Annotated in this window: 25 protein-coding genes; 12 read left to right on the top strand and 13 right to left on the bottom strand. The window is 70.1% G+C overall.

From position 1 onward, the window contains the following. Positions 1 to 46 precede the first annotated feature (46 nt). The gene (locus ABZX12_RS07340; RefSeq protein ID WP_355690705.1) at positions 47 to 586 is read left to right on the top strand and encodes a hypothetical protein; all 540 of its coding nucleotides are present in this window, start codon (positions 47 to 49) and stop codon (positions 584 to 586) included. A 3-nt stretch (positions 587 to 589) separates the two neighbouring features. Beyond that, positions 590 to 1,162, top strand: a complete 573-nt coding sequence (locus ABZX12_RS07335) for a hypothetical protein (RefSeq protein ID WP_355690703.1) — start codon at positions 590 to 592, stop codon at positions 1,160 to 1,162. Here the strand turns inward: ABZX12_RS07335 and ABZX12_RS07330 are convergent. The 11 genes from ABZX12_RS07330 to ABZX12_RS07280 form a co-directional block, all read right to left on the bottom strand. Further along, on the bottom strand, positions 1,141 to 1,767 hold the full coding sequence (locus tag ABZX12_RS07330; protein ID WP_355690701.1) for an acVLRF1 family peptidyl-tRNA hydrolase: 627 nt from the start codon (positions 1,765 to 1,767) through the stop codon (positions 1,141 to 1,143). The genes ABZX12_RS07335 and ABZX12_RS07330 overlap by 22 nt on opposite strands. A gap of 36 nt (positions 1,768 to 1,803) precedes the next feature. Continuing rightward, positions 1,804 to 2,229: a type II toxin-antitoxin system VapC family toxin gene (locus ABZX12_RS07325; RefSeq protein WP_355690699.1), complete on the bottom strand. Its 426-nt coding sequence runs from the start codon at positions 2,227 to 2,229 to the stop codon at positions 1,804 to 1,806. Continuing rightward, complete coding sequence (locus tag ABZX12_RS07320) at positions 2,226 to 2,456, bottom strand: toxin-antitoxin system antitoxin subunit (RefSeq protein ID WP_355690698.1); 231 nt, start codon at positions 2,454 to 2,456, stop codon at positions 2,226 to 2,228. Before ABZX12_RS07320 ends, ABZX12_RS07325 begins: the two co-directional genes overlap by 4 nt. An 84-nt stretch (positions 2,457 to 2,540) precedes the next feature. Next, positions 2,541 to 2,939: a metal-sulfur cluster assembly factor gene (locus ABZX12_RS07315; RefSeq protein ID WP_355690696.1), complete on the bottom strand. Its 399-nt coding sequence runs from the start codon at positions 2,937 to 2,939 to the stop codon at positions 2,541 to 2,543. After that, on the bottom strand, positions 2,932 to 3,402 hold the full coding sequence (sufU, locus tag ABZX12_RS07310) for a Fe-S cluster assembly sulfur transfer protein SufU (RefSeq protein WP_355690694.1): 471 nt from the start codon (positions 3,400 to 3,402) through the stop codon (positions 2,932 to 2,934). The genes ABZX12_RS07315 and sufU overlap by 8 nt, the downstream gene beginning before the upstream one ends. 1 nt (position 3,403) lies before the next feature. Further along, entirely contained in the window at positions 3,404 to 4,660 is a 1,257-nt protein-coding gene (locus ABZX12_RS07305; protein WP_355690692.1) for a cysteine desulfurase, read from the bottom strand. Beyond that, positions 4,657 to 5,418, bottom strand: a complete 762-nt coding sequence (sufC, locus tag ABZX12_RS07300) for a Fe-S cluster assembly ATPase SufC (RefSeq protein ID WP_355690691.1) — start codon at positions 5,416 to 5,418, stop codon at positions 4,657 to 4,659. The genes ABZX12_RS07305 and sufC overlap by 4 nt, the downstream gene beginning before the upstream one ends. Before the next feature lie 22 nt (positions 5,419 to 5,440). Next, complete coding sequence (locus tag ABZX12_RS07295; protein WP_355690689.1) at positions 5,441 to 5,779, bottom strand: non-heme iron oxygenase ferredoxin subunit; 339 nt, start codon at positions 5,777 to 5,779, stop codon at positions 5,441 to 5,443. Continuing rightward, complete coding sequence (gene sufD / locus ABZX12_RS07290) at positions 5,776 to 6,972, bottom strand: Fe-S cluster assembly protein SufD (protein ID WP_355690687.1); 1,197 nt, start codon at positions 6,970 to 6,972, stop codon at positions 5,776 to 5,778. The genes ABZX12_RS07295 and sufD overlap by 4 nt, the downstream gene beginning before the upstream one ends. After that, complete coding sequence (gene sufB / locus ABZX12_RS07285) at positions 6,972 to 8,384, bottom strand: Fe-S cluster assembly protein SufB (protein ID WP_355690685.1); 1,413 nt, start codon at positions 8,382 to 8,384, stop codon at positions 6,972 to 6,974. Before sufB ends, sufD begins: the two co-directional genes overlap by 1 nt. Beyond that, on the bottom strand, positions 8,381 to 9,097 hold the full coding sequence (locus ABZX12_RS07280) for a metalloregulator ArsR/SmtB family transcription factor (protein WP_355690683.1): 717 nt from the start codon (positions 9,095 to 9,097) through the stop codon (positions 8,381 to 8,383). Before ABZX12_RS07280 ends, sufB begins: the two co-directional genes overlap by 4 nt. A gap of 127 nt (positions 9,098 to 9,224) precedes the next feature. On the opposite strand from ABZX12_RS07280, the gene ABZX12_RS07275 reads away from it, so the two are divergent. The 3 genes from ABZX12_RS07275 to ABZX12_RS07265 are packed head-to-tail and all read left to right on the top strand — an operon-like array spanning position 9,225 to position 11,663. Beyond that, positions 9,225 to 9,944, top strand: a complete 720-nt coding sequence (locus ABZX12_RS07275) for an ABC transporter ATP-binding protein (protein WP_355690681.1) — start codon at positions 9,225 to 9,227, stop codon at positions 9,942 to 9,944. Continuing rightward, positions 9,941 to 10,717, top strand: coding sequence for an ABC transporter permease (locus tag ABZX12_RS07270; RefSeq protein WP_355690679.1), 777 nt, complete (start codon positions 9,941 to 9,943; stop codon positions 10,715 to 10,717). The genes ABZX12_RS07275 and ABZX12_RS07270 overlap by 4 nt, the downstream gene beginning before the upstream one ends. A gap of 19 nt (positions 10,718 to 10,736) precedes the next feature. Further along, positions 10,737 to 11,663, top strand: coding sequence for a COX15/CtaA family protein (locus tag ABZX12_RS07265; RefSeq protein WP_355690677.1), 927 nt, complete (start codon positions 10,737 to 10,739; stop codon positions 11,661 to 11,663). A 25-nt stretch (positions 11,664 to 11,688) separates the two neighbouring features. Here ABZX12_RS07265 and ABZX12_RS07260 read toward each other — a convergent pair whose 3' ends face one another. Continuing rightward, complete coding sequence (locus ABZX12_RS07260; RefSeq protein ID WP_355690676.1) at positions 11,689 to 12,792, bottom strand: ScyD/ScyE family protein; 1,104 nt, start codon at positions 12,790 to 12,792, stop codon at positions 11,689 to 11,691. Between the two features lie 119 nt (positions 12,793 to 12,911). Continuing rightward, positions 12,912 to 13,850, bottom strand: coding sequence for a heme o synthase (locus ABZX12_RS07255; protein WP_355691321.1), 939 nt, complete (start codon positions 13,848 to 13,850; stop codon positions 12,912 to 12,914). Positions 13,851 to 14,148: 298 nt separating this feature from the next. On the opposite strand from ABZX12_RS07255, the gene tkt reads away from it, so the two are divergent. From tkt to ABZX12_RS07220, 7 genes are all read left to right on the top strand, one after another. Then, positions 14,149 to 16,326: a transketolase gene (tkt, locus tag ABZX12_RS07250; protein ID WP_355690675.1), complete on the top strand. Its 2,178-nt coding sequence runs from the start codon at positions 14,149 to 14,151 to the stop codon at positions 16,324 to 16,326. A 41-nt stretch (positions 16,327 to 16,367) separates the two neighbouring features. After that, the gene (gene tal, locus ABZX12_RS07245) at positions 16,368 to 17,477 is read left to right on the top strand and encodes a transaldolase (RefSeq protein WP_355690673.1); all 1,110 of its coding nucleotides are present in this window, start codon (positions 16,368 to 16,370) and stop codon (positions 17,475 to 17,477) included. Then, positions 17,474 to 19,054 carry a glucose-6-phosphate isomerase gene (locus ABZX12_RS07240; protein WP_355690671.1) on the top strand — a complete coding sequence of 527 codons (1,581 nt, stop codon included), beginning with the start codon at positions 17,474 to 17,476 and terminating at the stop codon, positions 19,052 to 19,054. The genes tal and ABZX12_RS07240 overlap by 4 nt, the downstream gene beginning before the upstream one ends. A 27-nt stretch (positions 19,055 to 19,081) precedes the next feature. Then, positions 19,082 to 20,632, top strand: a complete 1,551-nt coding sequence (gene zwf, locus ABZX12_RS07235; RefSeq protein WP_355690669.1) for a glucose-6-phosphate dehydrogenase — start codon at positions 19,082 to 19,084, stop codon at positions 20,630 to 20,632. Next, a complete protein-coding gene (locus ABZX12_RS07230; protein ID WP_355690668.1) occupies positions 20,629 to 21,759 on the top strand; it encodes a glucose-6-phosphate dehydrogenase assembly protein OpcA in 1,131 nt (376 codons plus the stop codon). The genes zwf and ABZX12_RS07230 overlap by 4 nt, the downstream gene beginning before the upstream one ends. Beyond that, positions 21,756 to 22,481 carry a 6-phosphogluconolactonase gene (gene pgl / locus ABZX12_RS07225; protein WP_355690666.1) on the top strand — a complete coding sequence of 242 codons (726 nt, stop codon included), beginning with the start codon at positions 21,756 to 21,758 and terminating at the stop codon, positions 22,479 to 22,481. The genes ABZX12_RS07230 and pgl overlap by 4 nt, the downstream gene beginning before the upstream one ends. 79 nt (positions 22,482 to 22,560) lie before the next feature. Continuing rightward, complete coding sequence (locus tag ABZX12_RS07220; RefSeq protein WP_355690664.1) at positions 22,561 to 23,454, top strand: hypothetical protein; 894 nt, start codon at positions 22,561 to 22,563, stop codon at positions 23,452 to 23,454. Positions 23,455 to 23,495 lie beyond the last annotated feature (41 nt).

Below are 23,495 nucleotides of genomic sequence, written 5' to 3'. Positions count from 1 at the left end.
CCGATGACAGTCGCTTTTCGAGTACTCCGAGAACGAGAGGGGTTTCATGGCCTTCGCGGTGGCCCGCACCTGGGACGAGGCACAGCTGTACCTCGAGCTGCATCCGTGCCCGGACTGTGGATCGGTCGAGGCGCCCTGGGAGCAGGCGCTGGTCCAGATCGACGGTGAGCCCGCCTCCAGTTACGCGGCGGTCTGCCCGGGGTGCCGCGCCGAGCGCGAGTACTTGTTCGGGCTGCCCGCGCAGGGGACCGCGGTGCAGGGCTGGCCGACGTTCGGCGGTCCGGAGCCGTCGGAGATCATCGACGCCGGCCAGTGGCTGGACGTGGCCGACACCGCGGCCGCCGCCGTCCCCACGGATCCCGTCGAGGCGGGTAGGGTGCTGGCCGTCGCGCGCGCCGCGGTGGCCGAGGTGATCAAGTTCGTCCCGGCCGGCGCGGACGCCGTACCGGAGGACGAGTTCTGGACACCGGAAGGACAGGCGGTTCGGGCGGCCGAGCCCGGGCGGTTCCGGCTGGACCGGTTGCTGGTCACCCGGGACGCGTACGGCGAACTGGCCAATCGGATCAGGGAAACAGGAGCGAGATAACCGATGCTGACCGCGAGGACCCTGATGGAGGCCGACATCTACGTGGCCCTGACCCGCGCGCAGGAGGAACCGGAGCCCGGTGTGGAGCTCCTGCCGGCTCCCGGTTTCGAGCCCGGCGTCAACATGACCGAGGGCCCGGACGCCTGGATCTACGCGTCGCCGGTCGGCGAGATCACGATCCCGTACGCCTCGGAGAAGTCGGCGACGCTGACCGGCGCGCACTGGGGGCTGGGCCGGTCGCGGCTGGTCGACGCGGCGGAGTGGGTCGCGGTCGGGCGGCTGTACTGGGAGCGCGGGGTCGAGGCCGACATGGCGTACAACGGCGAGCCCGGCAGGGAACGCAACCTCGTCGCGCTGAACTACGAACTCGCCGCGGAGGCGATCGCGGAGGCGATCAAGTTCCTGCCCGAGGGCGCGGACCGGGTCCCGGACGAGGCGATCTGGACGACGTACGGCGCCGACATCCTCGCCGACGACCCGTACGCGGTCACGCGTGCCCGGCTGGAGGAGGACCTGGATACGTACCGCGGCACCCTCGAGGACTTCCGCTCACTTCACGGCACCGCCGACTCCTGATCGACGTCGATCCGGATCGCCCGCGCGTCAGCGCCGGCCTGCTCGAGGACCTTCTGCTTCGGATCCGGTACGCCGAGGAACGGCGGCCGGACCAGCGCGACGAGCTCCTTCAGGCGCGGGTCCTGGAGCACGGTGTCGACGGCCCGCCGGTCTCCCCCGCACACCAGTACGTCGAGGCGGGCCGGCGCCAGGATCCGCACCGCGACCTCGGTCGCCGCCGCGAACGCCTCCCGCGCCTGGTTGTCCCGTCGGCGCGCGTACCGCTGCTGCGACCAGCCGCCTGCCTTGGTGGTCCCCTGCACGTGCCGTGACCCGACCTTCGAGTCGAGCAGCGTGCCGCCGGCGAACACGCCCACGCCGTACCCGCCGCGCCGGACCAGCAGGACGCCGATCCGCCGCTCGGTCAGCACATGCGCGACGAGCCCCTCACGGGACAACACCGCGAGGGGCTCGAAAGGCACGGTGACGACGGCAGACGAGCCGTCCTCGGCCGTCACCGTGACGCTCTGCGGCGTCACGTCGTACGTGACCGCGCCGTGCCGCTCACCAAACCCAGTCAGCCAGCGCTCAAGCCGCTCAGGTACGACGAAGACAGTGCGCTTCACCCTGCTGACGGTAGTCCATGCTGCGAGGGCCGACTGTCAGCGCGATCCAGGAACGTCCCAAGGGTTGATGACCTCCAGGCCAAACCCCTCGAAGTGCCTGACGTTGCGGGTTGCGATCTGAGCGCCGTACGCCAACGCGATGGCCGCAATCATCCCGTCTTCGGCAGACGTCGGCTTTCCCTCCGCCTCCCGGGCCACACGCAGCGACGCGTGCAGTCTGGCTGCCTCCTCGTCGTAGGCGAGCACCCGATCCTGCGCCGACGTCAGCAGCCGGTCAATGGCCGCCGTCAGACCCGTTCTACGCCGACCGACCGGAAGACGCTGCACGCCGTACAGCAACTCGGACACTGTCACGGTCGTGATAGCCAGGTCTGGTCCGTTGTCCGCCAGCCAGGCGAGAACCGCTGAATCCGGCGTCGTCCTCAGGGGCTCCGACAAAACGTTCGTGTCGGCGATGATCACGCCAGGTCGACCTCGCGGGGCAGGGACCGCTCCGGGAGCTCCAACGGCTCTCCCCGGAGCGCCTCCGCGGAGTCCAGCCAGTCTCCGATGAAGCCGTCCGAGGTACGAACGGCCGCCTCGAGAATCGCGCGCGCCTCAGCCTCCATCGACCGGTTGTGCTGCGCTGCCCGCCGCCGCAACGCACTGTGTGTCTCAGCACCTACGTTGCGCACCGTGAGTGTAGCCATGATCCTCCCCCTCTCCTCGTTCTGCTGTCAATGCTAGCAAGACGAGGGAGCCCGAGGGATACGGATACCGCGAGACGATCCTTCTCACACGTTGAAGCCGAGGGCGCGCAGCTGGTCGCGGCCGTCGTCGGTGATCTTCTCCGGGCCCCACGGCGGCATCCAGACCCAGTTGATGCGGAAGTCGTTGACGAGGCCGTCCAGCGCCATCCGGGTCTGGTCCTCGATCACGTCGGTCAGCGGGCAGGCCGCCGACGTCAGCGTCATGTCGATGGTCGCCGTGCTCGCGTCGTCCACGGTCACGCCGTAGACGAGGCCCAGGTCGACGACATTGATCCCGAGCTCGGGGTCGACGACGTCCTTGAGCGCCTCGTTCACGTCCTCGACCTTGGGCGGGCTCGTGACCGACTGTCCGGCCTGGGCGGCCTGCGCGGCCTCGAGGTCGACCTCGGGCAGCTCGATCTTCTCGTCGGTCTGGTCAGGCATTGCTCACTCCTTGGTTGGCTGCCCCGCTGTTCGCCAGGGCCTGGGCGGTGGCATCGCGCCACGCCGACCAGCCCAGCAGTGCACACTTCACCCGGGCCGGGAACTGCGCGACGCCCGCGAACGCGACGCCGTCCTCGAGAACCTCTTCGTCCGGTTCGACATTCCCCCGGCCCTGCATCAGCTCGAGGAACTTCTCGTACGTCGCCATCCCCTCCGACACCGGCTTGCCGATCACCAGGTCCGACATCACCGAGGTGGCGGCCTGGCTGATCGAGCAGCCGACGCTCGCGTGCGTGACGCCCTTGACGGTGTCGCCGTCGAGCTCGACCCGGAGCGTGACCTCGTCCCCGCAGGACGGGTTCACGTGGTGCACCTCCACGTCGTACGGGTCCGCGAGACCCGCGTGGTGCGGGCTGCGGTAGTGGTCCAGGATGATCTCCTGGTACAGGCTGTCGAGCTGCATATCAGTCCACCTTGAAGAATGATCGGACGAAGCCGAGGCCGTCGACGAGCGCGTCGATCTCCTCGGGAGTCGTGTACAGGTAGAAAGACGCTCTGGTCGACGACTGCATTCCGAACCGCTCGTGGACCGGGCGCGCACAGTGGTGACCCGCCCGCACGGCGATACCCCGGGTGTCCAGAACCGTCGACACGTCGTGCGGGTGCACGCCGTCCAGCTCGAAGCTGATCGCGCCGCCGTGGTCCTTGGCGTCCGTCGGGCCGAGCAGCTTCAGACCCGGGACGGTCTTCAGCCCCTCCAGCGCGTACTCGACGATCGCGTGCTCGTGCGCGGCGATCTTGTCCATGCCGATCCCGGACAGGTAGTCCACGGCCGCACCCAGCCCGACCGCCTGCGCGATCGGCGGCGTCCCGGCCTCGAACCGGGCCGGCGGCGGCGCGTACGTCGAACCGGTCATTCGGACGACCTCGATCATCTCGCCGCCGCCGAGGAACGGCGGCAGCTCGGCGAGCAGCTCGTAGCGGCCCCAGAGCACGCCGATACCGGTCGGACCGACCACCTTGTGGCCGGTGAAGACCAGGAGGTCCGCGCCCAGTGTGGAGACGTCGACCGGGAACTGCGGGACCGCCTGCGAGGCGTCGACGACGACGGTCGCGCCGACCGCATGCGCCTTGGCCGCGATCTCCGTGATCGGGTTGATCGTGCCGAGCGCGTTCGACACCCAGGTCAGCGAGACGACCTTGGTGTTCTCGGTGAGCAGCTCCTCGATGTTGCTGAGGTCGAGCCGCCCGTCCTCGGTCACGCCGAACCACTTCAGCGTCGCGCCGGTCCGCTCACACGCGAGCTGCCACGGGACGATGTTGCTGTGGTGCTCCATCTCGGAGATCACCACGACATCGCCCGGCTTCAGCGATGCGCCCAGCGTGTGCGCGGCCAGGTTCAGCGCCTCGGAGGCGTTCTTGGTGAAGACGATCTCGTCCCGCGACGGCGCGCCGATGAAAGCCGCGACCTTGTCCCGGCCGCCCTCGTACGCCGCGGTCGCCTCAGCACCCAGCTGGTGCATGGCGCGCGCGACGTTGGCGTTGTGCTTGAGGTAGTGGTCCTCGATCGCCTGGACCACCTGGCGCGGCTTCTGCGAGGAGTTCGCCGAGTCCAGGTAGACCAGCGGGAACCCGCCCGCCAGTTCGCGGGACAGGATCGGGAAGTCCGCCCGGACCGACTGCAGGTCCAGGGGACTGCTGAACGTCCGGGCGGAGGTCACTTCGCGCCTGCCTTGACGAAGCGCTCGTACCCGTTGGCCTCCAGCTCCTCGGCCAGCTCCGGGCCACCCTCCTCGGCGACGCGGCCGTCGACGAAGACGTGCACGAAGTCCGGCTTGATGTAGCGCAGGATCCGCGTGTAGTGGGTGATCAGCAGGATGCCCTTGTCGCCCTGGCCGGCGAACCGGTTGACGCCCTCGGAGACGATCTTGAGCGCGTCGATGTCGAGGCCGGAGTCGGTCTCGTCGAGGATCGCGATCTTCGGGTTCAGCAGCTCGAGCTGGACGATCTCGTGGCGCTTCTTCTCACCGCCGGAGAAGCCCTCGTTGACGTTGCGCTGGGCGAACTCGGGGTCCATCTGCAGCTCGGCCAGCGCGGTGTTCACGTCCTTGACCCAGGTCCGCAGCTTCGGCGCCTCGCCGTCGATCGCGGTCTTGGCGGTGCGCAGGAAGTTCGCCACCGACACCCCCGGCACCTCGACCGGGTACTGCATCGCCAGGAACAGTCCGGCCCGGGCGCGCTCGTCGACGGACATGTCCAGCACGTCCTCGCCGTCCAGCGTCACGGTGCCGCCGGTGATGTTGTACTTCGGGTGCCCGGCGATCGAGTACGCCAGCGTCGACTTGCCGGAGCCGTTCGGGCCCATGATCGCGTGCGTCTGACCACCGGCGATGGTCAGGTCGACGCCGCGCAGGATCTGCTTCGGGCCGGCCTCGGTGTCGACCGACACCTGCAGGTCGCGGATCTCGAGTGTCGCCATGGTTTCTGCTATCTCCTACAGCTCAAAGTGAAGCCTGGTTGATGGGGTTCTTCACGTCGACGAGGACGTCGTCGCCGTCGAGGCGCACCGGGTAGATCGGCACCGGGTCGTACGCGGGCAGGCTGGTCGGCTCGCCGGTGCGCAGGTCGAACCGCGACCCGTGCAGCCAGCACTCGATCTCGCACTCGCCGACGTCGCCCTCGGACAGCTGGATCTGCGCGTGCGAGCACTCGTCCCGCACCGCGAAGTACTGTCCGTCGCTCTTCACGACCGCGACCTCGACGCCGCCGACCTCGACGGGGACCACGCCCTCGTCGGGGACATCGGCGGCGGCGCAGGCGCGCTCGAAGGTGTCGCTCACCGGCCCGTAGCCGCCTTGGCCGCTTCGCTCAGCTCGGCGGTCCGGGCGAGCTTCTCCTCGATCACGTCGTGCAGGTGCTCGGAGACCTCGGGGACGCCGATCTTGCCGATGATGTCGTTGAAGAAGCCGGCCACGACGAGGCGCCGGGCGGCGTCCTCGGGGATACCGCGGGCCTGCAGGTAGAACAGCTGCTCGTCGTCGAACCGACCGGTCGCCGAGGCGTGCCCGGCGCCCTCGATCTCGCCGGTCTCGATCTCCAGGTTCGGCACCGAGTCGGCGCGGGCGCCGTCGGTGAGCACCAGGTTCCGGTTCAGCTCGAAGGTGTCGGTGCCCTCGGCCGCGGCCCGGATCAGCACGTCGCCGATCCACACCGAGCGGGCGTCGTCACCGGCCAGCGCGCCCTTGTAGAGCACGTTGCTCTTGCAGTGCGTGGCCTCGTGGTCGACGAACAGCCGGTGCTCGTGGTGCTGGCCGGACTCGGCGAAGTACACGCCGACGAGCTCGGCGTCGCCGCCCGGACCGGCGTACCGGACGTTGGTGTTGAGGCGGACGATCCGGCCGCCGAGCGTGACCGCGACGTGGTGCAGCCGGGCGTCCCGGCCGACCAGCGCGTCGTGCTGGGCGAGGTGGATCGACTCGTGGTCGCCCTGCTGGATGCTGACCACGCGCAGGTCGGCGCCGTCGCCGAGCCTGATCTCGACGTTGCCGCTCAGCTCACCGGCGCCGGTGTGATCGATGATCACGATCGACTTGCTGAACCGGCCGGCTTCCACGATCAGGTGGCTGAAGCCGCGGCCGCCCAGGCTCGCGACGTTCACGTGCACCGGCTCGGTCAGCTCGGCCTCGACCGGGATCCGCACCGCGAGCGCCTCGGACGCGTGGTTCCAGGCGACGGCCGCGGTCCGGTCCTGCGGCGTACCGACCTTGACCGCGTCGGCGGCGACGGTCTCGATCACGACGCCCTCGGGACCGGAGGCGTCGATCTTCGGCGTCTCCGTGCCCGCGGCGTCCTCGAACAGCGCCTTGAGCTGCTTGACCGGGGTGAAGCGCCACTCCTCCTCGCGCCCGTTCGGCACCGCGAACTCGGCGACGTCGTACGACGTCGGCCGCTCGCTGCGGGCCTGCAGCGGCACGCCGGCGCCGTGCGAGTGTGCCTTGTTGCCGGTGGCAACAAGAGTTTCAGAGGTCGACATCAGCCGACGGCCCCTTCCATCTGCAGCTCGATCAGTCGGTTCAGTTCCAGCGCGTACTCCATCGGGAGCTCGCGGGCGATCGGCTCGATGAAGCCGCGGACGATCATCGCCATCGCCTCGTCCTCGGCCATCCCCCGGCTCATCAGGTAGAAGAGCTGGTCGTCGCTGACCTTGGACACGGTCGCCTCGTGCCCCATCGCCACGTCGTCCTCGCGGACGTCGACGTACGGGTAGGTGTCCGAACGGCTGATGGTGTCGACCAGCAGCGCGTCACAGCGCACCGTGGACTTGCTGTGGTGCGAGCCCGGCGCCACCTCGACCAGACCGCGGTACGACGTCCGGCCGCCGCCGCGGGCCACCGACTTCGAGACGATCGAGCTGGAGGTGTACGGCGCGTTGTGCACCATCTTGGAGCCGGCGTCCTGGTGCTGGCCCTCGCCCGCGAACGCGACCGACAGGGTTTCGCCCTTGGCGTGCTCGCCCATCAGGTACACGGCCGGGTACTTCATCGTCACCTTGGAGCCGATGTTGCCGTCGATCCACTCCATGGTCGCGCCCTCCTCGCAGGTGGCGCGCTTGGTGACCAGGTTGTAGACGTTGTTCGACCAGTTCTGGATCGTCGTGTAGCGGCAGCGGGCGCCCTTCTTCACGATGATCTCGACGACCGCGGAGTGCAGCGAGTCGGACTTGTAGATCGGCGCCGTGCAGCCCTCGACGTAGTGCACGTAGGCGCCCTCGTCGACGATGATCAGCGTCCGCTCGAACTGGCCCATGTTCTCGGTGTTGATCCGGAAGTAGGCCTGCAGCGGGATGTCCACCTTGACGCCCTTGGGGACGTAGATGAACGAGCCGCCGGACCAGACCGCCGTGTTCAGCGAGGCGAACTTGTTGTCGCCGACCGGGATCACCGAGCCGAAGTACTCCTTGAAGAGCTCCGGGTGCTCCTTCAGGCCGGTGTCGGTGTCCAGGAAGATGACACCCTGCTGCTCCAGGTCCTCGCGGATCTGGTGGTAGACGACCTCGGACTCGTACTGCGCAGCGACGCCGGCCACCAGGCGCTGCTTCTCCGCCTCCGGGATGCCGAGCTTGTCGTAGGTGTTCTTGATGTCCGGCGGCAGCTCCTCCCAGGAGGTGGCCTGCTTCTCGGTGGACCGGACGAAGTACTTGATGTTGTCGAAGTCGATCCCGGACAGGTCGGCGCCCCAGGACGGCATCGGCTTGCGGCCGAAGAGTTTCAGGCCCTTCAGGCGCAGGTCGAGCATCCAGTCCGGCTCGTTCTTGAGGGTGGAGATGCCTCTCACCACGTCCTCGCTCAAGCCGCGCTGAGCGACCGCGCCGGCGGCGTCGGAGTCGGACCAGCCGTACTGGTAGTTGCCGAGGCCTTCCAGTTCGGGGTGAGCGGTTTGCGTCATCGTGCAGTCCTCGCAGATTCGCCGTCGGATACAGGGGTCACAGGGGCAGGACCCGGGATATGCGTCGTACACACACCGTCGCCGTGCGCGATGGTGGCCAGCCGCTGTACGTGCTTGCCGAGGAGTCTCGAGAACACCTCGGTCTCGGCCTCGCACAGCTGGGGGAACTGCTCGGCCACGTGCGCGACCGGGCAGTGGTGCTGGCAGAGCTGGGCGCCGTGGCCCGCCTCCGCCGTGGAAGCGGCGTACCCGTCGGCCGTCAGGGCCTGCGCGAGCACCTCCGCCTTCTTGCTCTCGGGAGCCTGCGCGAGCAGCTCCCGGTACCGCTCCTCCACCTCGGCGACGCGGCGCCGGGCGAACTCGGTGATCGCGTCGTCACCGCCGGCTTCGGCGATGAACCGCATCGCGGTGGCCGCCAGGTCGTCGTACGCCTGGTGGAAGGCGTGCCGGCCGGTGTCGGTCAGCACGAACACCTTCGCCGGGCGGCCGCGGCCGCGCGGGCCGTAGACACGCTCCTCGCGGGACTCCACCAGGCCCTCGTCGAGCAGGTGGTCCAGGTGCCGGCGGACTGCCGCCGGGGTGAGTTCGAGCCGCTCGGCCAGCACCGCAGCGCTGGACGGGCCGTTGGTCAGGATCGAGCGTGCAACCCGGTCCCGGGTGGACTCGTCCCGCGCGGCGCCGCTGACGGCTCCGGTAGTCGCAGGATTTTTCACAACATCAGTGTCGCGTAATTCCCCGGGGCCTTCAAATAAGGTTCGCCTAACCGTTTCCCGCGCTCACGCGGGGCACCGGGGGTAGGCGTGAGCGAGGTCACGTCGAGCCGTTCTCTATGCTGCGTTTGTGCCAGTCGCGGTAGAGATCGACAACCTCGTCGTGCGGTACGGCGAGAAGACCGCGGTCGACGGTCTGAGTCTCACCGTAGCCGCCGGCACGGTGACGGCCGTGCTCGGCCCGAACGGTGCCGGCAAGACCACGACCGTGGAGACGTGTGAGGGCTTCCGGCGCCCGGACTCGGGCAGCGTCCGGGTGCTCGGGCTGGACCCGCTCGCCGACCACGACGAGCTGATGCCCAAGATCGGCGTGATGCTGCAGGAGGGCGGCGCCTGGTCGGGTGTCCGCGCCGTCGAGATGCTTCGGTACGTCGCGACGCTGCACACCCATCCGCTCGACATCCCCGCGCTCGTGGAGCGCCTCGACCTGGGCAGCTGCGGGCGCACGCCGTACCGCCGGCTCTCGGGCGGGCAGAAGCAGCGGCTGTCGTTCGCGCTGGCGATCGTCGGGCGGCCGGAGATCGCGTTCCTCGACGAACCGACCACCGGACTGGACCCGCACGGCCGCCGGGAGATCTGGCAGCTGATCCGCGACCTGCGCGACGACGGCGTCACCGTGGTGCTGACGACGCACGCGATGGACGAGGCCGAGCAGCTGTCCGACCAGGTGCACGTCGTCTCGGCCGGCAAGGTGATCGCGTCCGGCACGCCCGACGAGCTGACCCAGCACCACACGAAGTCGCTCGAGGAAGTGTTCCTCGAACTCACCACGCCGAGGGGCACGCAATGACGACGTATGCGCCTCAGCCCGGCAGTGCGCCGTGGTCACGGAAGGTGATCGCGCACACGCGGATGGAGTTCAAGCTGCTCGTCCGCAACGGCGAGCAGTTGCTGCTCGCGCTGGTGATCCCGCTGGGCCTGCTCCTGCTGCTCGGCGGCACCGGCCTCGGTGAGCGCCTCCCCCTCGGCAGCGGCCGGCCGATCGACGAGGCCGTCCCGCGGGTGCTCGCGCTGGCCGTCCTGTCGTCCTCCTTCACGTCGCTCGCGATCGCCACCGGCTTCGAACGGCGGTACGGCGTGATCAAGCGGCTCGGCGCCTCCCCGCTGTCCCGCACGGGTCTGCTCGCGGGGAAGATCGGCGCGGTCCTGATCGTGCAGGCCATCCAGCTGGCGGTGCTGATCGGCACCGGGTTCGCGCTCGGCTGGAAGCCTGTCGGAGGATTCGCCGCGGTCTTCGGTGTGATCCTCACCGTCTTGTGCGGTACGGCGGCGTTCGCGTCACTGGGCCTGCTGATGGCCGGCCTGCTCCGGGCGGAGGCAACCCTCGCCGCGGCGAACCTGCTGTACCTCCTGCTGCTCGTGGGCGGCGCGATCATGACGCCGGTCAGCGAGTACCCCGCAGGCATGCAGGGCGTCGTCCGCCTGCTGCCGAGCGCGGCTCTGGCCAGCGGATTGGCGAACTCCACCGTCGAAGGCGTGATCCCGTGGGCCGCCGCGCTCTCGCTGGCGTTGTGGGCCGCGGTCCTCGGATACCTGGTCTCGAGGACCTTCAAGTGGGACTGACCTTTAGAGTGTGCCGGTGATGACGACGGAGACCCCGCCCCAAGAGACCGAGCCAGTGCGCGGATTATGGCGACTGGTGCCCGAGCCGAGCCTGGACGTCGTCCGGCGCTGGGGCTGGGCGTCGGTGGTGGTGAACATCGGCATCGTGGTCACCGGCGGACTGGTCCGGCTGACCGGCTCGGGGCTCGGCTGCCCGACGTGGCCGTCCTGCACCGACGACTCCTACGTCCCGCACGCCGCGCTCGGCGTGCACGGCGCGATCGAGTTCACCAACAGGATGCTCGGGTTCGTCGTCGCGATCGTCGCGATCATCACCTGGCTGGTCGTGATGCGCTACCGCCCGGTCCGGCGGGACCTGCGCCGGCTGGCGACCGCGGCCGCGCTCGGGGTTCCGCTGCAGGGCGTGATCGGCGGCATCAGCGTGCTCACCGGGCTGAACCCCTGGATCGTCTCGGCGCACTTCCTGGTCTCGCCGATCATCATCACGCTGACCGTCTCGATGATGCGCCGCTCGCGCACCAGCCCGTACCCACACACGCCCCCGGTGGTCCGCGCGCTCGCCACCGCCTGTGTGGTGGCGGTCTGGCTCTCCGTTGCCCTCGGCACCGTTGTCACCGGCGCCGGTCCGCACTCCGGCGATCCGGACACCGGCCGCAACGGCTTCGACCCGGAGCTGGTCGCCCAGCTGCACGCCGACGTGGTCTTCGGCCTGCTCGGGATCTCGGTCGCGCTGGTGATCGCGACCAGGGTCACCGCGACCTCGCGGACGTTGCGCAAGCTGGCCGCCTGGCTGCTGGCCGTCGAGCTGCTCCAGGGCGCCGTCGGCTTCACGCAGTACTTCACCGGCCTGCCCTGGCCAGTGGTGCTCGTCCACATGTTCCTGGCCGGCCTGCTGATCGCCCTCGTCACCGCCGTGTACGGCGAACGCGGGACACCCGCCACCTGACGGGCGCCCCGCGGGCTTCGCATTGCTAGTGCTTCACCTTGTAGATCGCGCCCGGGCCGAACAGCGGCGACGACACGTAGACGTCACCGGACCGGCTCACCGCTGTACCACCGGGCAGGATCAACTTGCCCGCCGCGAGCTCACGCTTGTAGCCCGCCTTGTGGTGCTTGCCCGGGTACTGCAGGAACAGCGACCCGACGGCCGGGCCGCCGGTCTCGACCGCGATCCAGCTCGCCTTGGCCAACTCGACCACGGCCAGCGTGCCCTTCGGCCCACCGGCCAGGTCCACGATCGACGTGTACCCGTCGGCGTACCGCGTGCAGTTGCCCTTCCACGGCTTGACCGGGTCGCACACCGCGCCGATCGAGCCGGGCTTGATCCGCCAGATCTGCGACGTTCCGGGCGTTGCCGGGAAGCCGCGCAGCTCACCGACGTACCAGTAGCCGTCCGAGCCGACGGTGACCGACGTCGCGACCGCTTCCGCGGGCACCTTGGTGCCGGCCGGCGGCAGCGGGTGCCCCTCCGGATCGGTCGGTGGCAGCCCTGGCGGAACCGTCACCACGCGCGGCTTCAGCCGGGCAACCGTCTTGATCGTGCCGTTCGGCCAGACCCGCAGGAGGTCGTTGCCACCCGCGTCCGCGACCAGCACCGTGCCGTCCTTCAGCGCGGCCACCCCGAACGGGTTCGAGTCCGTCGGGACCTGCTCCAGGTCGTACGGATCCGGATCCTTGGCCTGGTACTTACCGATGTCCGCGACCGGGACCGGCGACTTGCCCGGGCGCAGCCGGTAGAGCGTCGCGGCGCCCGGCGGCAACGACTCGCCCGGACCGCCACCGCCGGTCAGCGCGTACGTCGTCCCCCGGAAGTTGGTGTCGATCGCCGGAGCGAAGCCTTCGCCGACCTTGCCGAGGAGCCGGGTCTTGCTGCCGTACTTCGCGTACACCGAGCCGTCACCGACGCTGTAGATGATCGTCCCGCCGTGCAGGGCGACCCCGCGCGGCGAGTCGAGACCGGTGACCACCGGTTTCAGCGTCCCGTGGCTCCCACCCGCCTGCGCCTGACCTGCGACCAGCACCGAACCGGTCAAGGCGAGCGCCGCGACCGCGGCGATGCGTGTTCGTACCCCCATGTATCCCCCTGCTGCAGCGCCTCCCCAGGCGTGGATCCCCCTCCACAGGCAGGACCCCATCGCAACATCAGATCACGATCAGGTCAACGGGGAAACTCCCGGCAGGCGAACCGCGACTCTCAGTGCAGGAGCGGATCGATGGCGGCCGCGATGAACAGCAGCGCCAGGTAGATGTTCGAGAAGTGGAACAGCCGCATCGGCCGCAGGGCGGCGCCGTCCGCGCCGGTGTGGGCCCGCAGCAACAACCGGCGCGCCTCGCGCAGGAACACGAAGCCGAGCACGATCGCGGCCAGCGGGTACACGAAGCCGGTGTCGCCGATCGGCCAGAGCGCGATCGACGTGATCACCATGACCACCGAGTACGCCATGATCTGCCGCGCGGTGGCGACCGGGGTGGCGACCACGGGGAGCATCGGCACGTCCACCGACGCGTAGTCCTCGCGGTACCGCATGGCGAGCGACCAGGTGTGCGGCGGCGTCCAGAAGAACACCACCAGGAACAGCACGACCGGGGTCCAGGCGAGCTTGCCGGTGACCGCGGTCCAGCCGATCAGGGTCGGGAAGCAGCCGGCGATCCCGCCCCAGACGATGTTCTGCACAGTGCGACGCTTCAGCACCATCGTGTAGCCGAAGACGTAGAACAGGTTCGCCGCCAGCGCCAGGCCGGAGGAGAGCCAGTTCACGAAGAAGCCGAGCTCGAGGGTGGCCAGCACGCCGAGCACGACGCCGAACGTGGTCGCCGAGCGCGGGCTGACCGCGTGCCGCGGCAGCGGGCGGCGCCGGGTGCGGCGCATCTGCTCGTCGATGTCGCGGTCCAGCACGCAGTTGATGGTGTTCGCGCTGCCGGAGGCGAGGATGCCGCCGATCAGGGTGGCGACCACCACCCGCAGACCGGGCACACCGCCGGCCGCCAGGAACATCACCGGCACGGTGGTGATCAGCAGCAGCTCGATGATGCGCGGCTTGGTCAGACCGACGTACGCCTTCACCACGTCGCGCACCGACGGACGCAGCGTTGCAGCCGATGTTGCAGCTGATACAGCGGTAGCGTCCGGCAGCGGCGTCGGGTACGACGTCGTCGCGGCGGGACGCGGGTCGACGGCCGTCACGAACACCTCGAACAATCTGGGTTGACGCCGGAACTCCGGCGCTGACGATTCAGCAGTCTACGACGCCCCGTAGGAGGGTTCTGCCACCCCCCTCCGATCGCGTGTGTCTGCGGCCGAACAGGTCGGGGAACAGGCAGAGTCGGCGAACGGTTGACAACCAAGTGAGCGGTGCGCAAGGGAACGCCCCGGCCACAGTAGGCTCACCCTGAGGCGACATCGGAAGACCATCGAGAGGAGCGCCGCCGGCGTGACGGAGAAGACCAGCCCAAAGCTTGAATGGACCGAGCTCGACCAGCGCGCGGTCGACACCGTGCGGGTGCTCGCGATGGACGCGGTCGAGAAGGTGGGGAACGGACATCCCGGTACGGCGATGAGCCTGGCGCCGGCGGCGTACCTGCTGTTCCAGAAGGTCATGCGGCACAACCCGGCCGACCCGCACTGGGCCGGCCGCGACCGGTTCGTGCTGTCCGCGGGGCACTCCAGCCTGACCCTCTACATCCAGCTCTACCTGGCCGGGTTCGGCCTGGAGCTGGACGACCTGAAGTCGCTGCGGACCTGGGGCAGCAAGACGCCCGGCCACCCGGAATACCGGCACACCGCCGGTGTGGAGACCACCACCGGCCCGCTCGGCCAGGGCGTCGGCAACGCGGTCGGCATGGCGATGGCGGCCCGCCGCGAGCGCGGCCTGCTGGAGCCCGACGCCCCGAAGGGCGAGGGCCTGTTCGATCACCAGGTCTACGTGATCGCGTCCGACGGCGACATCGAGGAAGGCGTCGCGTCCGAGGCCTCGTCGCTGGCCGGCACCCAGAAGCTCGGCAACCTGACGGTCATCTACGACGCGAACAAGATCTCGATCGAGGACAACACCGACATCGCGCTGTCCGAGGACGTCGCGGCCCGCTACGCGGCCTACGGCTGGCACGTCCAGGACGTCGACTGGACCCAGGGCGGCACCGGCTACCACGAGGACGTCCAGGCGCTGTACGACGCGCTCGAGGCGGCGAAGGCGGTCACCGACAAGCCGAGCTTCATCCGCCTGCACACGATCATCGGCTGGCCGGCCCCGAACAAGCAGAACACCGGCAAGATCCACGGCTCGGCGCTCGGCGCCGACGAGGTCGCCGCGACCAAGAAGGTCCTCGGCTGGGACCCGGAGCAGTCGTTCCAGGTCGCCGACGACGTGCTCGCGCACACCCGCAGGGCGCTGGAGCGCGGCAAGGCCCTGGAGGCCGAGTGGACCGCGAAGTTCGACGAGTGGAAGGCCGCGAGCCCGGAGCGGGCCGCGCTGCTCGACCGGCTGTCGAAGCGTGAGCTGCCGGCCGGCTGGAAGGACGCGCTGCCGAGCTGGGACGCCGACGCCAAGGGGGTCGCCACCCGCGCCGCGTCCGGTGACGTGCTCACCAAGCTCGCACCGGAGCTGCCCGAGCTGTGGGGCGGCTCCGCCGACCTGGCCGGTTCGAACAACACCACCCCGAAGGGCCAGCCGTCGTTCATCCCGGCGGAGTACTCGACCAAGGAGTTCTCCGGCGACGAGTACGGCCGGGTCCTGCACTTCGGCATCCGCGAGCACGCGATGGGCGCGGTGCTGAACGGCATCGCCCTGCACGGCCTGACCCGTCCGTACGGCGGCACGTTCCTGGTCTTCTCCGACTACATGCGCCCGTCGGTGCGGCTGGCGGCGCTGATGCAGCTTCCGGTCACGTACGTGTGGACGCACGACTCGATCGGCCTCGGCGAGGACGGCCCGACGCACCAGCCGATCGAGCACCTGTCGGCGCTGCGCGCGATCCCCGGACTGGACGTCGTCCGGCCCGGTGACGCGAACGAGACGGCCGCCGCGTGGGCGGCCATCCTCGAGCACACCGACCGCCCGGCCGGCCTGGCGCTGACCCGGCAGAACGTGCCGACCTTCCCGCGCGGCACGGACGGCTTCGCCACCACCGAGAACGTGCACAAGGGCGGCTACGTGCTGCTCGACACCGAGGGCACCCCGGACGTCGTGCTGATCGGCACTGGCTCCGAGCTGCAGATCGCGGTCGAGGCCCGCAAGGTCCTCGCCGAGGAGGGCGTCCAGGCCCGCGTGGTCTCGATGGTCTCCCGGGAGTGGTTCGACGAGCAGGACGACGCGTACCGCGAGACCGTCATCCCCGCGGACGTCCGGGCCCGGGTCTCGGTCGAGGCCGGGATCGCGCAGAGCTGGCACGACATCGTCGGCGACTCGGGCCGCAGCGTGAGCCTGGAGCACTACGGCGCCTCGGCGGCGTACCAGACGCTGTACGACGAGTTCGGCATCACCACCGACGCCGTCGTCCAGGCCGCGCGGGACAGCATCGCCGCGGCCTCGAAGATCAGCGGACCGGGTGTACCGCCCGGGCGCGCGGCCGCGGGCCCGGTCGGGCCGGCCGACACGAGCGAAGCCAACTGAAGACACCACAACAGAACATTCCGGAAGAAGGCATCGGAACCATGAACGATCGCTTGAAAGCACTCGCCGACGCGGGTGTCTCCATCTGGCTCGACGACCTGTCGCGTGTGCGGCTGACCAGCGGCAGCCTGCAGGCCATGATCGAGGACAAGCACGTCACCGGCGTGACCACCAACCCGACGATCTTCGCGAAGGCGATCTCGGACGCCGACGCGTACGCGGAGGTGATCGGCAAGCTGGCCGCGCAGGGCGTGTCCACCGACGAGGCGATCCGGGTGATCACCACCAGCGACGTCCGCGACGGCGCCGACGTGTTCAAGCCGACGTACGACGACACCGACGGCCAGGACGGCCGGGTGTCGATCGAGGTCGAGCCGACGCTCGCGCACGACACCGCGAAGACGGTCGAGCAGGCCAAGCAGCTGTGGGACATCGTCGGCCGGGAGAACATCTTCATCAAGATCCCGGCCACCAAGGCGGGTCTGCCGGCGATCACCCAGACCCTGGCCGCCGGGATCAGCGTTAACGTGACGCTGATCTTCTCGCTCGAGCGCTACAAGGCGGTCGCGGACGCGTTCCTGACCGGCCTGGAGCAGGCCGTCGAGAACGGTCACGACGTCACCAAGGTGGCGAGTGTCGCGTCGTTCTTCGTCAGCCGGGTGGACACCGAGGTCGACAAGCGGCTGGACGCCATCGGCACCGACGAAGCGAAGGCGCTGAAGGGCAAGGCGGCGATCGCCAACGCCCGGCTGGCCTTCGAGGCCTACGAGGAGATCTTCGACACCGACCGCTGGCGCGAGCTGGAGACCGTCGGCGCGAAGCCGCAGCGTCCGCTGTGGGCGTCGACCGGCACCAAGGACCCGTCCTACTCCCCCACGCTCTACGTCGACAACCTGGTCACCCGCGGCGTCGTGAACACGATGCCCGAGGCAACCATCAAGGCCGTCGAGGAGCACAGCGAGATCACCGGCGACACGGTCCGCGGCGACTACGCGGCCGACCGCAAGGTGATCGACGACCTGGAGCGGCTGGGCATCTCCTACGACGAGGTCGTGCAGGTGCTCGAGGACGAGGGCGTCGCGAAGTTCGACGCGTCCTGGTCGGAGCTGCAGGACACCGTCGCCGCGGCCCTGAAGGCGGCCGCCAAGTGAGCACTCCCAAGGTATCGACGCAGAACGGCGACTGGGCCGAGGTCGTCGACAAGCTGGTGGCCGAGAAGATCGCGTCCCGGATCGCCGCGAAGGACGCGACGATCTGGGGCCCGGAGGCGGAGTCCGAGGCCTCGATCCGGCTCGGCTGGGTCGACCTGCACGACACGTCGCGTCCGCTGCTCGCCGAGATCGAGGCGCTGCAGGCCGACCTGCGGTCCGAGGGTCTGGACCGGATCGTGCTGTCCGGCATGGGCGGCTCGTCGCTGGCGCCGGAGGTCATCACCCGGACGGCGGGCGTGGAGCTCGTCGTCCTCGACTCGACCGACCCGAGCGTCGTCAAGCGCGCGCTGGACGGTGACCTGTCGAAGACCGTGATCGTGGTGTCCAGCAAGTCCGGCGGCACGGTCGAGACCGACAGCCACCGTCGCACCTTCGCCAAGGCGTTCACGGACGCGGGGATCGACGCGGCCTCGCGGATCGTCGTCGTGACGGACCCGGGGTCGCCGTTCGAGAAGCTGTCCGCGGACGAGGGCTACCGCAAGACGTTCCTCGCCGACCCGAACGTCGGCGGCCGGTACAGCGCGCTGACCGCGTTCGGCCTGGTGCCGTCCGGTCTGGCCGGCGCCGACATCGCCGAGCTCCTCGACCAGGCGGCCGAGGCGGCGCCGGCGTTGCAGGCCGACTCCGCCGACAACCCGGCCCTGTGGCTGGGCGCCGTCCTCGCGGCGAGCGCCGGCCGGGACAAGGCGATCATCACGGCCGACGGCTCCGACATCGTCGGGTTCCCGGACTGGGCCGAGCAGCTGATCGCGGAGAGCACCGGCAAGAACGGCACCGGCGTACTGCCCGTCGCGGTCGAGGTGACGGCGCCGGAGCTGACCAGCGAGGCCGCCGACCTCACCAACGCCCTGCTCGCGGAGAAGGCGACGAGCGGCGTACCGACGGCGCTCACCTCGGGCTCGCTCGGCGGTCAGTTCCTGCTCTGGGAGATGGCGACCGCGGTGGCCGGCTACCTGCTCGGCATCAACCCGTTCGACCAGCCCGACGTGGAGAGCGCGAAGAAGGCGGCCCGTGGCCTGCTCGACGCGCAGCCGGAGCCGGAGGCCGCGGCCTTCACCGAGGGCGCTGTCGAGGTCCGCGGTTCCGAGGGCCTGCTCGACGGCGTCGACTCGCTGCAGGGCGCGGTGGACGCGCTGCTCGGCAAGCTCGACGACAAGGGCTACGTCGCGGTGATGGCGTACCTGGACTCCGAGCGCGACGCCGACCTGCTCGCGGTCCGGCCGGCGCTGGCGACCAAGACGGGCCGTCCGGTCACCTTCGGCTGGGGACCGCGGTTCCTGCACTCGACCGGTCAGTACCACAAGGGCGGCCACCCGGAGGGCGTGTACCTGCAGATCACCGGCGCGCACCCGACCGACGTCGAGATCCCGGACCGTCCGTTCACGTTCGGCACGCTGATCTCGGCGCAGGCCGCCGGTGACGCGAACGTCCTGGCCGAGCGCGGGCGTCCGGTGCTGCGGCTGCAGCTCACGGACGTGGCGGCCGGCGTACAGCAGCTGTTGTCCCTGTTCCAGTAAGAACGACACTCGGAGGGAAAGCGGCCCATGACCGCTGAGCTCAACGAAGAGCCGGCCGGCCCGGTGAACCCGCTGCGCGATCCGCAGGACCGGCGGCTGCCGAGGATCGCCGGGCCGTGCAGCCTGGTGATCTTCGGCGTCACCGGCGACCTGGCCCGCAAGAAACTGATGCCGGCGGTCTACGACCTGGCGAACCGGGGGCTGCTGCCCCCGGGGTTCGCGCTGGTGGGGTTCGCCCGCCGGGACTACACGAACCAGGACTTCGCCCAGATTGTGCACGACTCGGTGAAGGAGCACGCCCGGACCCCCTTCCGTGAGGAGGTCTGGCAGCAGCTCGCCGAGGGCTTCCGGTTCGTGCCGGGCGACCTGACCGACGACGAGGCGTTCAAGCGGCTGCGGGAGACCGTCGACGAGCTCGACGTGACCCGCGGCACCGGCGGCAACCACGCGTTCTACCTGTCGATCCCGCCGGGGCTGTTCCCGGAGGTGGTCCGGCAGCTGTCCGAGCACGGGCTGACCGACGAGCACCCCGGCTCGTGGCGGCGGGTGGTGATCGAGAAGCCGTTCGGTCACGACCTGACGAGTGCCCGTGAGCTGAACCGGGTGGTCGAGTCGGTGTTCCCGCCCGAGGCGGTCTTCCGGATCGACCACTACCTCGGCAAGGAGACGGTGCAGAACATCCTCGCGCTGCGGTTCGCGAACGCGATGTTCGAGCCGATCTGGAACAGCAACTACGTCGACCACGTGCAGATCACGATGGCCGAGGACATCGGCATCGGCGGCCGCGCCGGGTACTACGACGGCATCGGCGCCGCCCGCGACGTGATCCAGAACCACCTGCTCCAACTGCTCGCGCTGGTCGCGATGGAAGAGCCGGTCAGCTTCGACGCCTGGTCGCTGCGCCAGGAGAAGAAGAAGGTCCTCAACGCCGTCCAGCTGCCCGAGCGGCTGGACCTGCACAGCGCCCGCGGGCAGTACGCGGCCGGCTGGGCCGGTGGCACGAAGGTCAAGGGCTACCTGCAGGAGGACGGCATCCCCGAGTCGTCCGCAACGGAGACGTTCGCCGCGCTGCGGGTCGACGTCGACACCCGGCGCTGGGCCGGCGTCCCGTTCTACCTGCGGACCGGCAAGCGGCTCGGCCGGCGCGTCACCGAGGTCGCGGTGATGTTCAAACGCGCGCCGCACCTGCCGTTCACCAAGACCGAGACCGAGGAGCTCGGCCAGAACGCGCTCGTCCTGCGGATCCAGCCGGACGAGGGCATCACGGTCCGCTTCGGCGCCAAGGTGCCCGGCACGTCGATGGAGATCCGCGACGTGAACATGGACTTCGCGTACGGCGGCTCGTTCACCGAATCCTCCCCCGAGGCGTACGAACGGCTGATCCTCGACGTACTGCTCGGCGACCCGCCGCTGTTCCCGCAGCACACCGAGGTCGAGCTGGGCTGGAAGATCCTCGACCCGGTGCTCGACTACTGGGAGCGGCACGGCAAGCCGGAGCAGTACGCGTCCGGCGGCTGGGGCCCGGACTCGGCGCACGAGATGCTCGCCCGCGACGGACGGGCCTGGAGGCGGCCATGATCATCGACCTGACCGACACCACGTCGAGCGAGATCGCGTCGGCGCTGCTGAAGGCCCGGCGGAACGCCGGCTCACCGGCCATGGGCATGGTCGGCACCATCGTGGTGGTCGTCGACGAGGCGTCCCACCACGACGCGATGAAGGCCGCGAACGAGGCAGGCCGCGAACACCCGTCCCGGGTCCTGGTCGCGATCCTGCGGCCGGGGCGCGGCGCGTCCGGGCTGGACGCCGAGGTGCGGGTCGGCGAGGGCATCCCCGGCGAGGCGGTGCTGCTGCGGCTGCACGGTGAGCTGGCGAAGGTGCCGGAGTCCGTGATCACGCCGCTGCTGCTGCCCGACTCCCCCGTCATCGTCTGGTGGCCGGGCGGCGGACCGCGGGTTCCCGCGGAGGACCCGCTGGGCCGGCTCGGACGGCGCCGGGTGACCGACGCGGCGGCGACCCGCCGGGCGTCGGTCGACTACAGCGCCCGCGCCGAGGGCTACGCGCCGGGCGACACCGACTTCGCGTGGACGCGGTTGACGCCGTGGCGTGCGCTGATGGCGGCTGCCCTCGACCAGTACCCGACGAAGGTGACCGGGGCCGAGGTCGCGGCCGCCAAGGGCAACCCGAGCGCCGATCTGATGGCCGCGTGGCTGCAGTCCCGGCTGAAGGTGCCGGTGGAGCAGCGCAACTCGCGCGGGCCGGGTGTGACCGCCGTACGGCTGTTCACGCCGTCCGGCCCGATCGCGTTGACGCGGCCGGACGGTGCGGTCGCGACGTTCAGCGTGCCGGGTCAGCCGGACCGTCCGGTGGCGCTGAAGCGGCGGACGACGTCCGAGCTGCTGAGCGAGGAACTGCGCCGGCTCGATCCCGACGACGTGTACGCGAAGACCCTCGCGACGATGGTCGAGCGGGACGCGCTGCCGGCCGACGCCAAGAAGGTCGGTGAGTCCGCGCGGAAGTCGACCGCCGCGAAGGTGACCGCGGCCGGCAAGAAGGTCGCCGCCTCGAGCGCCGGCAAGGAACCGGCGTCCGCGAAGCGGGCCGCTGCCAAGAAGACGGCGCCGAAACCGGCGGCGGCGAAGAAGACCGCAGCGAAGAAGACCGCGGCGAAGAAGACGGTTGCCAAGAAGGCGGCGAAGCGATGACGGTCGATCCGGAACTCCTGATCCATTCCGACGCCGGGGACCTGGCGTTCTCGGTGGCGTCCCGCTTCGTCACGGCGCTCGTGGACGCCCAAAGCACCGGTTCGGTCGCGCAGGTCGTGCTCACCGGCGGCCGGGTGGCCGCGGCGGTGTACCAGGCGGTCGCGGAATCGCCGGCGCGGGTCGAGGTCGACTGGCGGCGGGTCGAGTTCTGGTGGGGCGACGAGCGGTTCCTGCCGTCCGGCGACCCCGAGCGGAACGAGACGCAGGCGCGAGACGCGTTCCTGTCGGCCCTCGACGTCGATCCGGCGCGGGTGCACCCGATGCCGGCCGACAGCGGGCAAGGCGCGGAGGCGGCGGCTGCGGCGTACGCCGAGGAGCTGGCCGCGGCGGGTTCGCCGACGTTCGACGTACTGATGCTCGGCGTCGGGCCCGACGGGCACGTGGCGTCGCTGTTCCCGGGGTATCCGCAGCTCGGCGTGACGGACGCGGCCGCGGTCGCCGTCCACGACTCGCCGAAGCCGCCGCCGACCCGGGTGTCGCTGACCCTGCCGCAGCTGAACCGGGCCCGTGAGGTCTGGTTCGTGGTCTCCGGCTCGGACAAGGCCGAGGCGGTCGCGAAGGCGCTGAGCGACGGGGATGTCCCGGCGGCCCGTCCGAAGGGCCGCAACCGCACGCTGTGGCTGCTCGACGAGGCCGCCGCGGAGAAGATCCCGAACGCCTGATCGGTCGGCAGGTGGCCCGGCACGCGCCCTAGGGTGGGTCGGCGAGGGGGCTGCACGGCGACCGACCAGGAGCTAGGGCATGCTGAAGAAGACCATCGCGGTGGCGGCGAGCCTGTTGCTCGCCGCCACCTTTTTCGTTGCCACGTCAGACAATCCCGTCCAGGCGGCCGCTCCGGTCCTGATGGGTGCGCACGACGACGTCGCACCGAAGGACCTGGCGGCGCGTTACCCCGGCGTCCGGGCGACGCGCGAGTTCGTCAACGGGGTGCAGGGCACGAAGGTCGATCTGCGGAGGAAGTACGCCGGGGTCGCGCAGGCTTCCTGGGACGCCGGGCTGATCCCGTTCGTGAGCATCAAGACCGCGCCGAAGGCCACCAGCGCCGGCAAGTACGACGGCCGCCTGCAGGAGCTCGCCGTGTGGCTGAAGGACCGGCCCGACACGTACTTCATCTGGTACCACGAGCCGGAGAACGACATGGACGGGCCGACGTTCGCGAAGGCGTTCAAACGCGTCCGGGACGTGATGAAGGCGGCCAACCCGCAGGTGAAGGTCGGCTACTCGGCGATGGCGTTCCAGTGGGACGGGCAGCCGCGGACCAAGGACCCGGCGCCGTGGCGGGTGCAGGCGGACTTCTACGGTGCCGACACGTACAGCGGCGGTACCCAGCCCGCGAGCGCGATCGTCAGCGAGCACGAGGGACATGTGCGCTGGTACCGCGAGGTGGTGCAGAAGACACCCGGCGCGGCGTCCAAGTGGGGCCTGACCGAGCGCGGCTTCAAGCGGACGAAGAGCGACCAGGCGCGCGCGAACGAGATCGATCGCGAGACGGCGTACCTCGACGGTCTGCCCGCGGGCTCCCGGCCGGCGTTCTACCTGTACTGGAACACCAAGGGCACCGAGGGCGATGCCGATCTGGTCAACGGCCCGAAGGCGCGGGCCGCGGTCGCGCGGATGGTCGAGAAACTGGGCTGAGTTCGGCGGCCGCCGAAGCGTCCGGGTGACAGACTCGGAGG

It is taken from the genome of Kribbella sp. NPDC003505 (assembly GCF_040610875.1).
Taxonomy (GTDB): Bacteria; Actinomycetota; Actinomycetes; order Propionibacteriales; family Kribbellaceae; genus Kribbella.
Note: the sequence above shows the minus strand (reverse complement) of the source record. Positions and strands in the feature narration are given on the sequence as shown.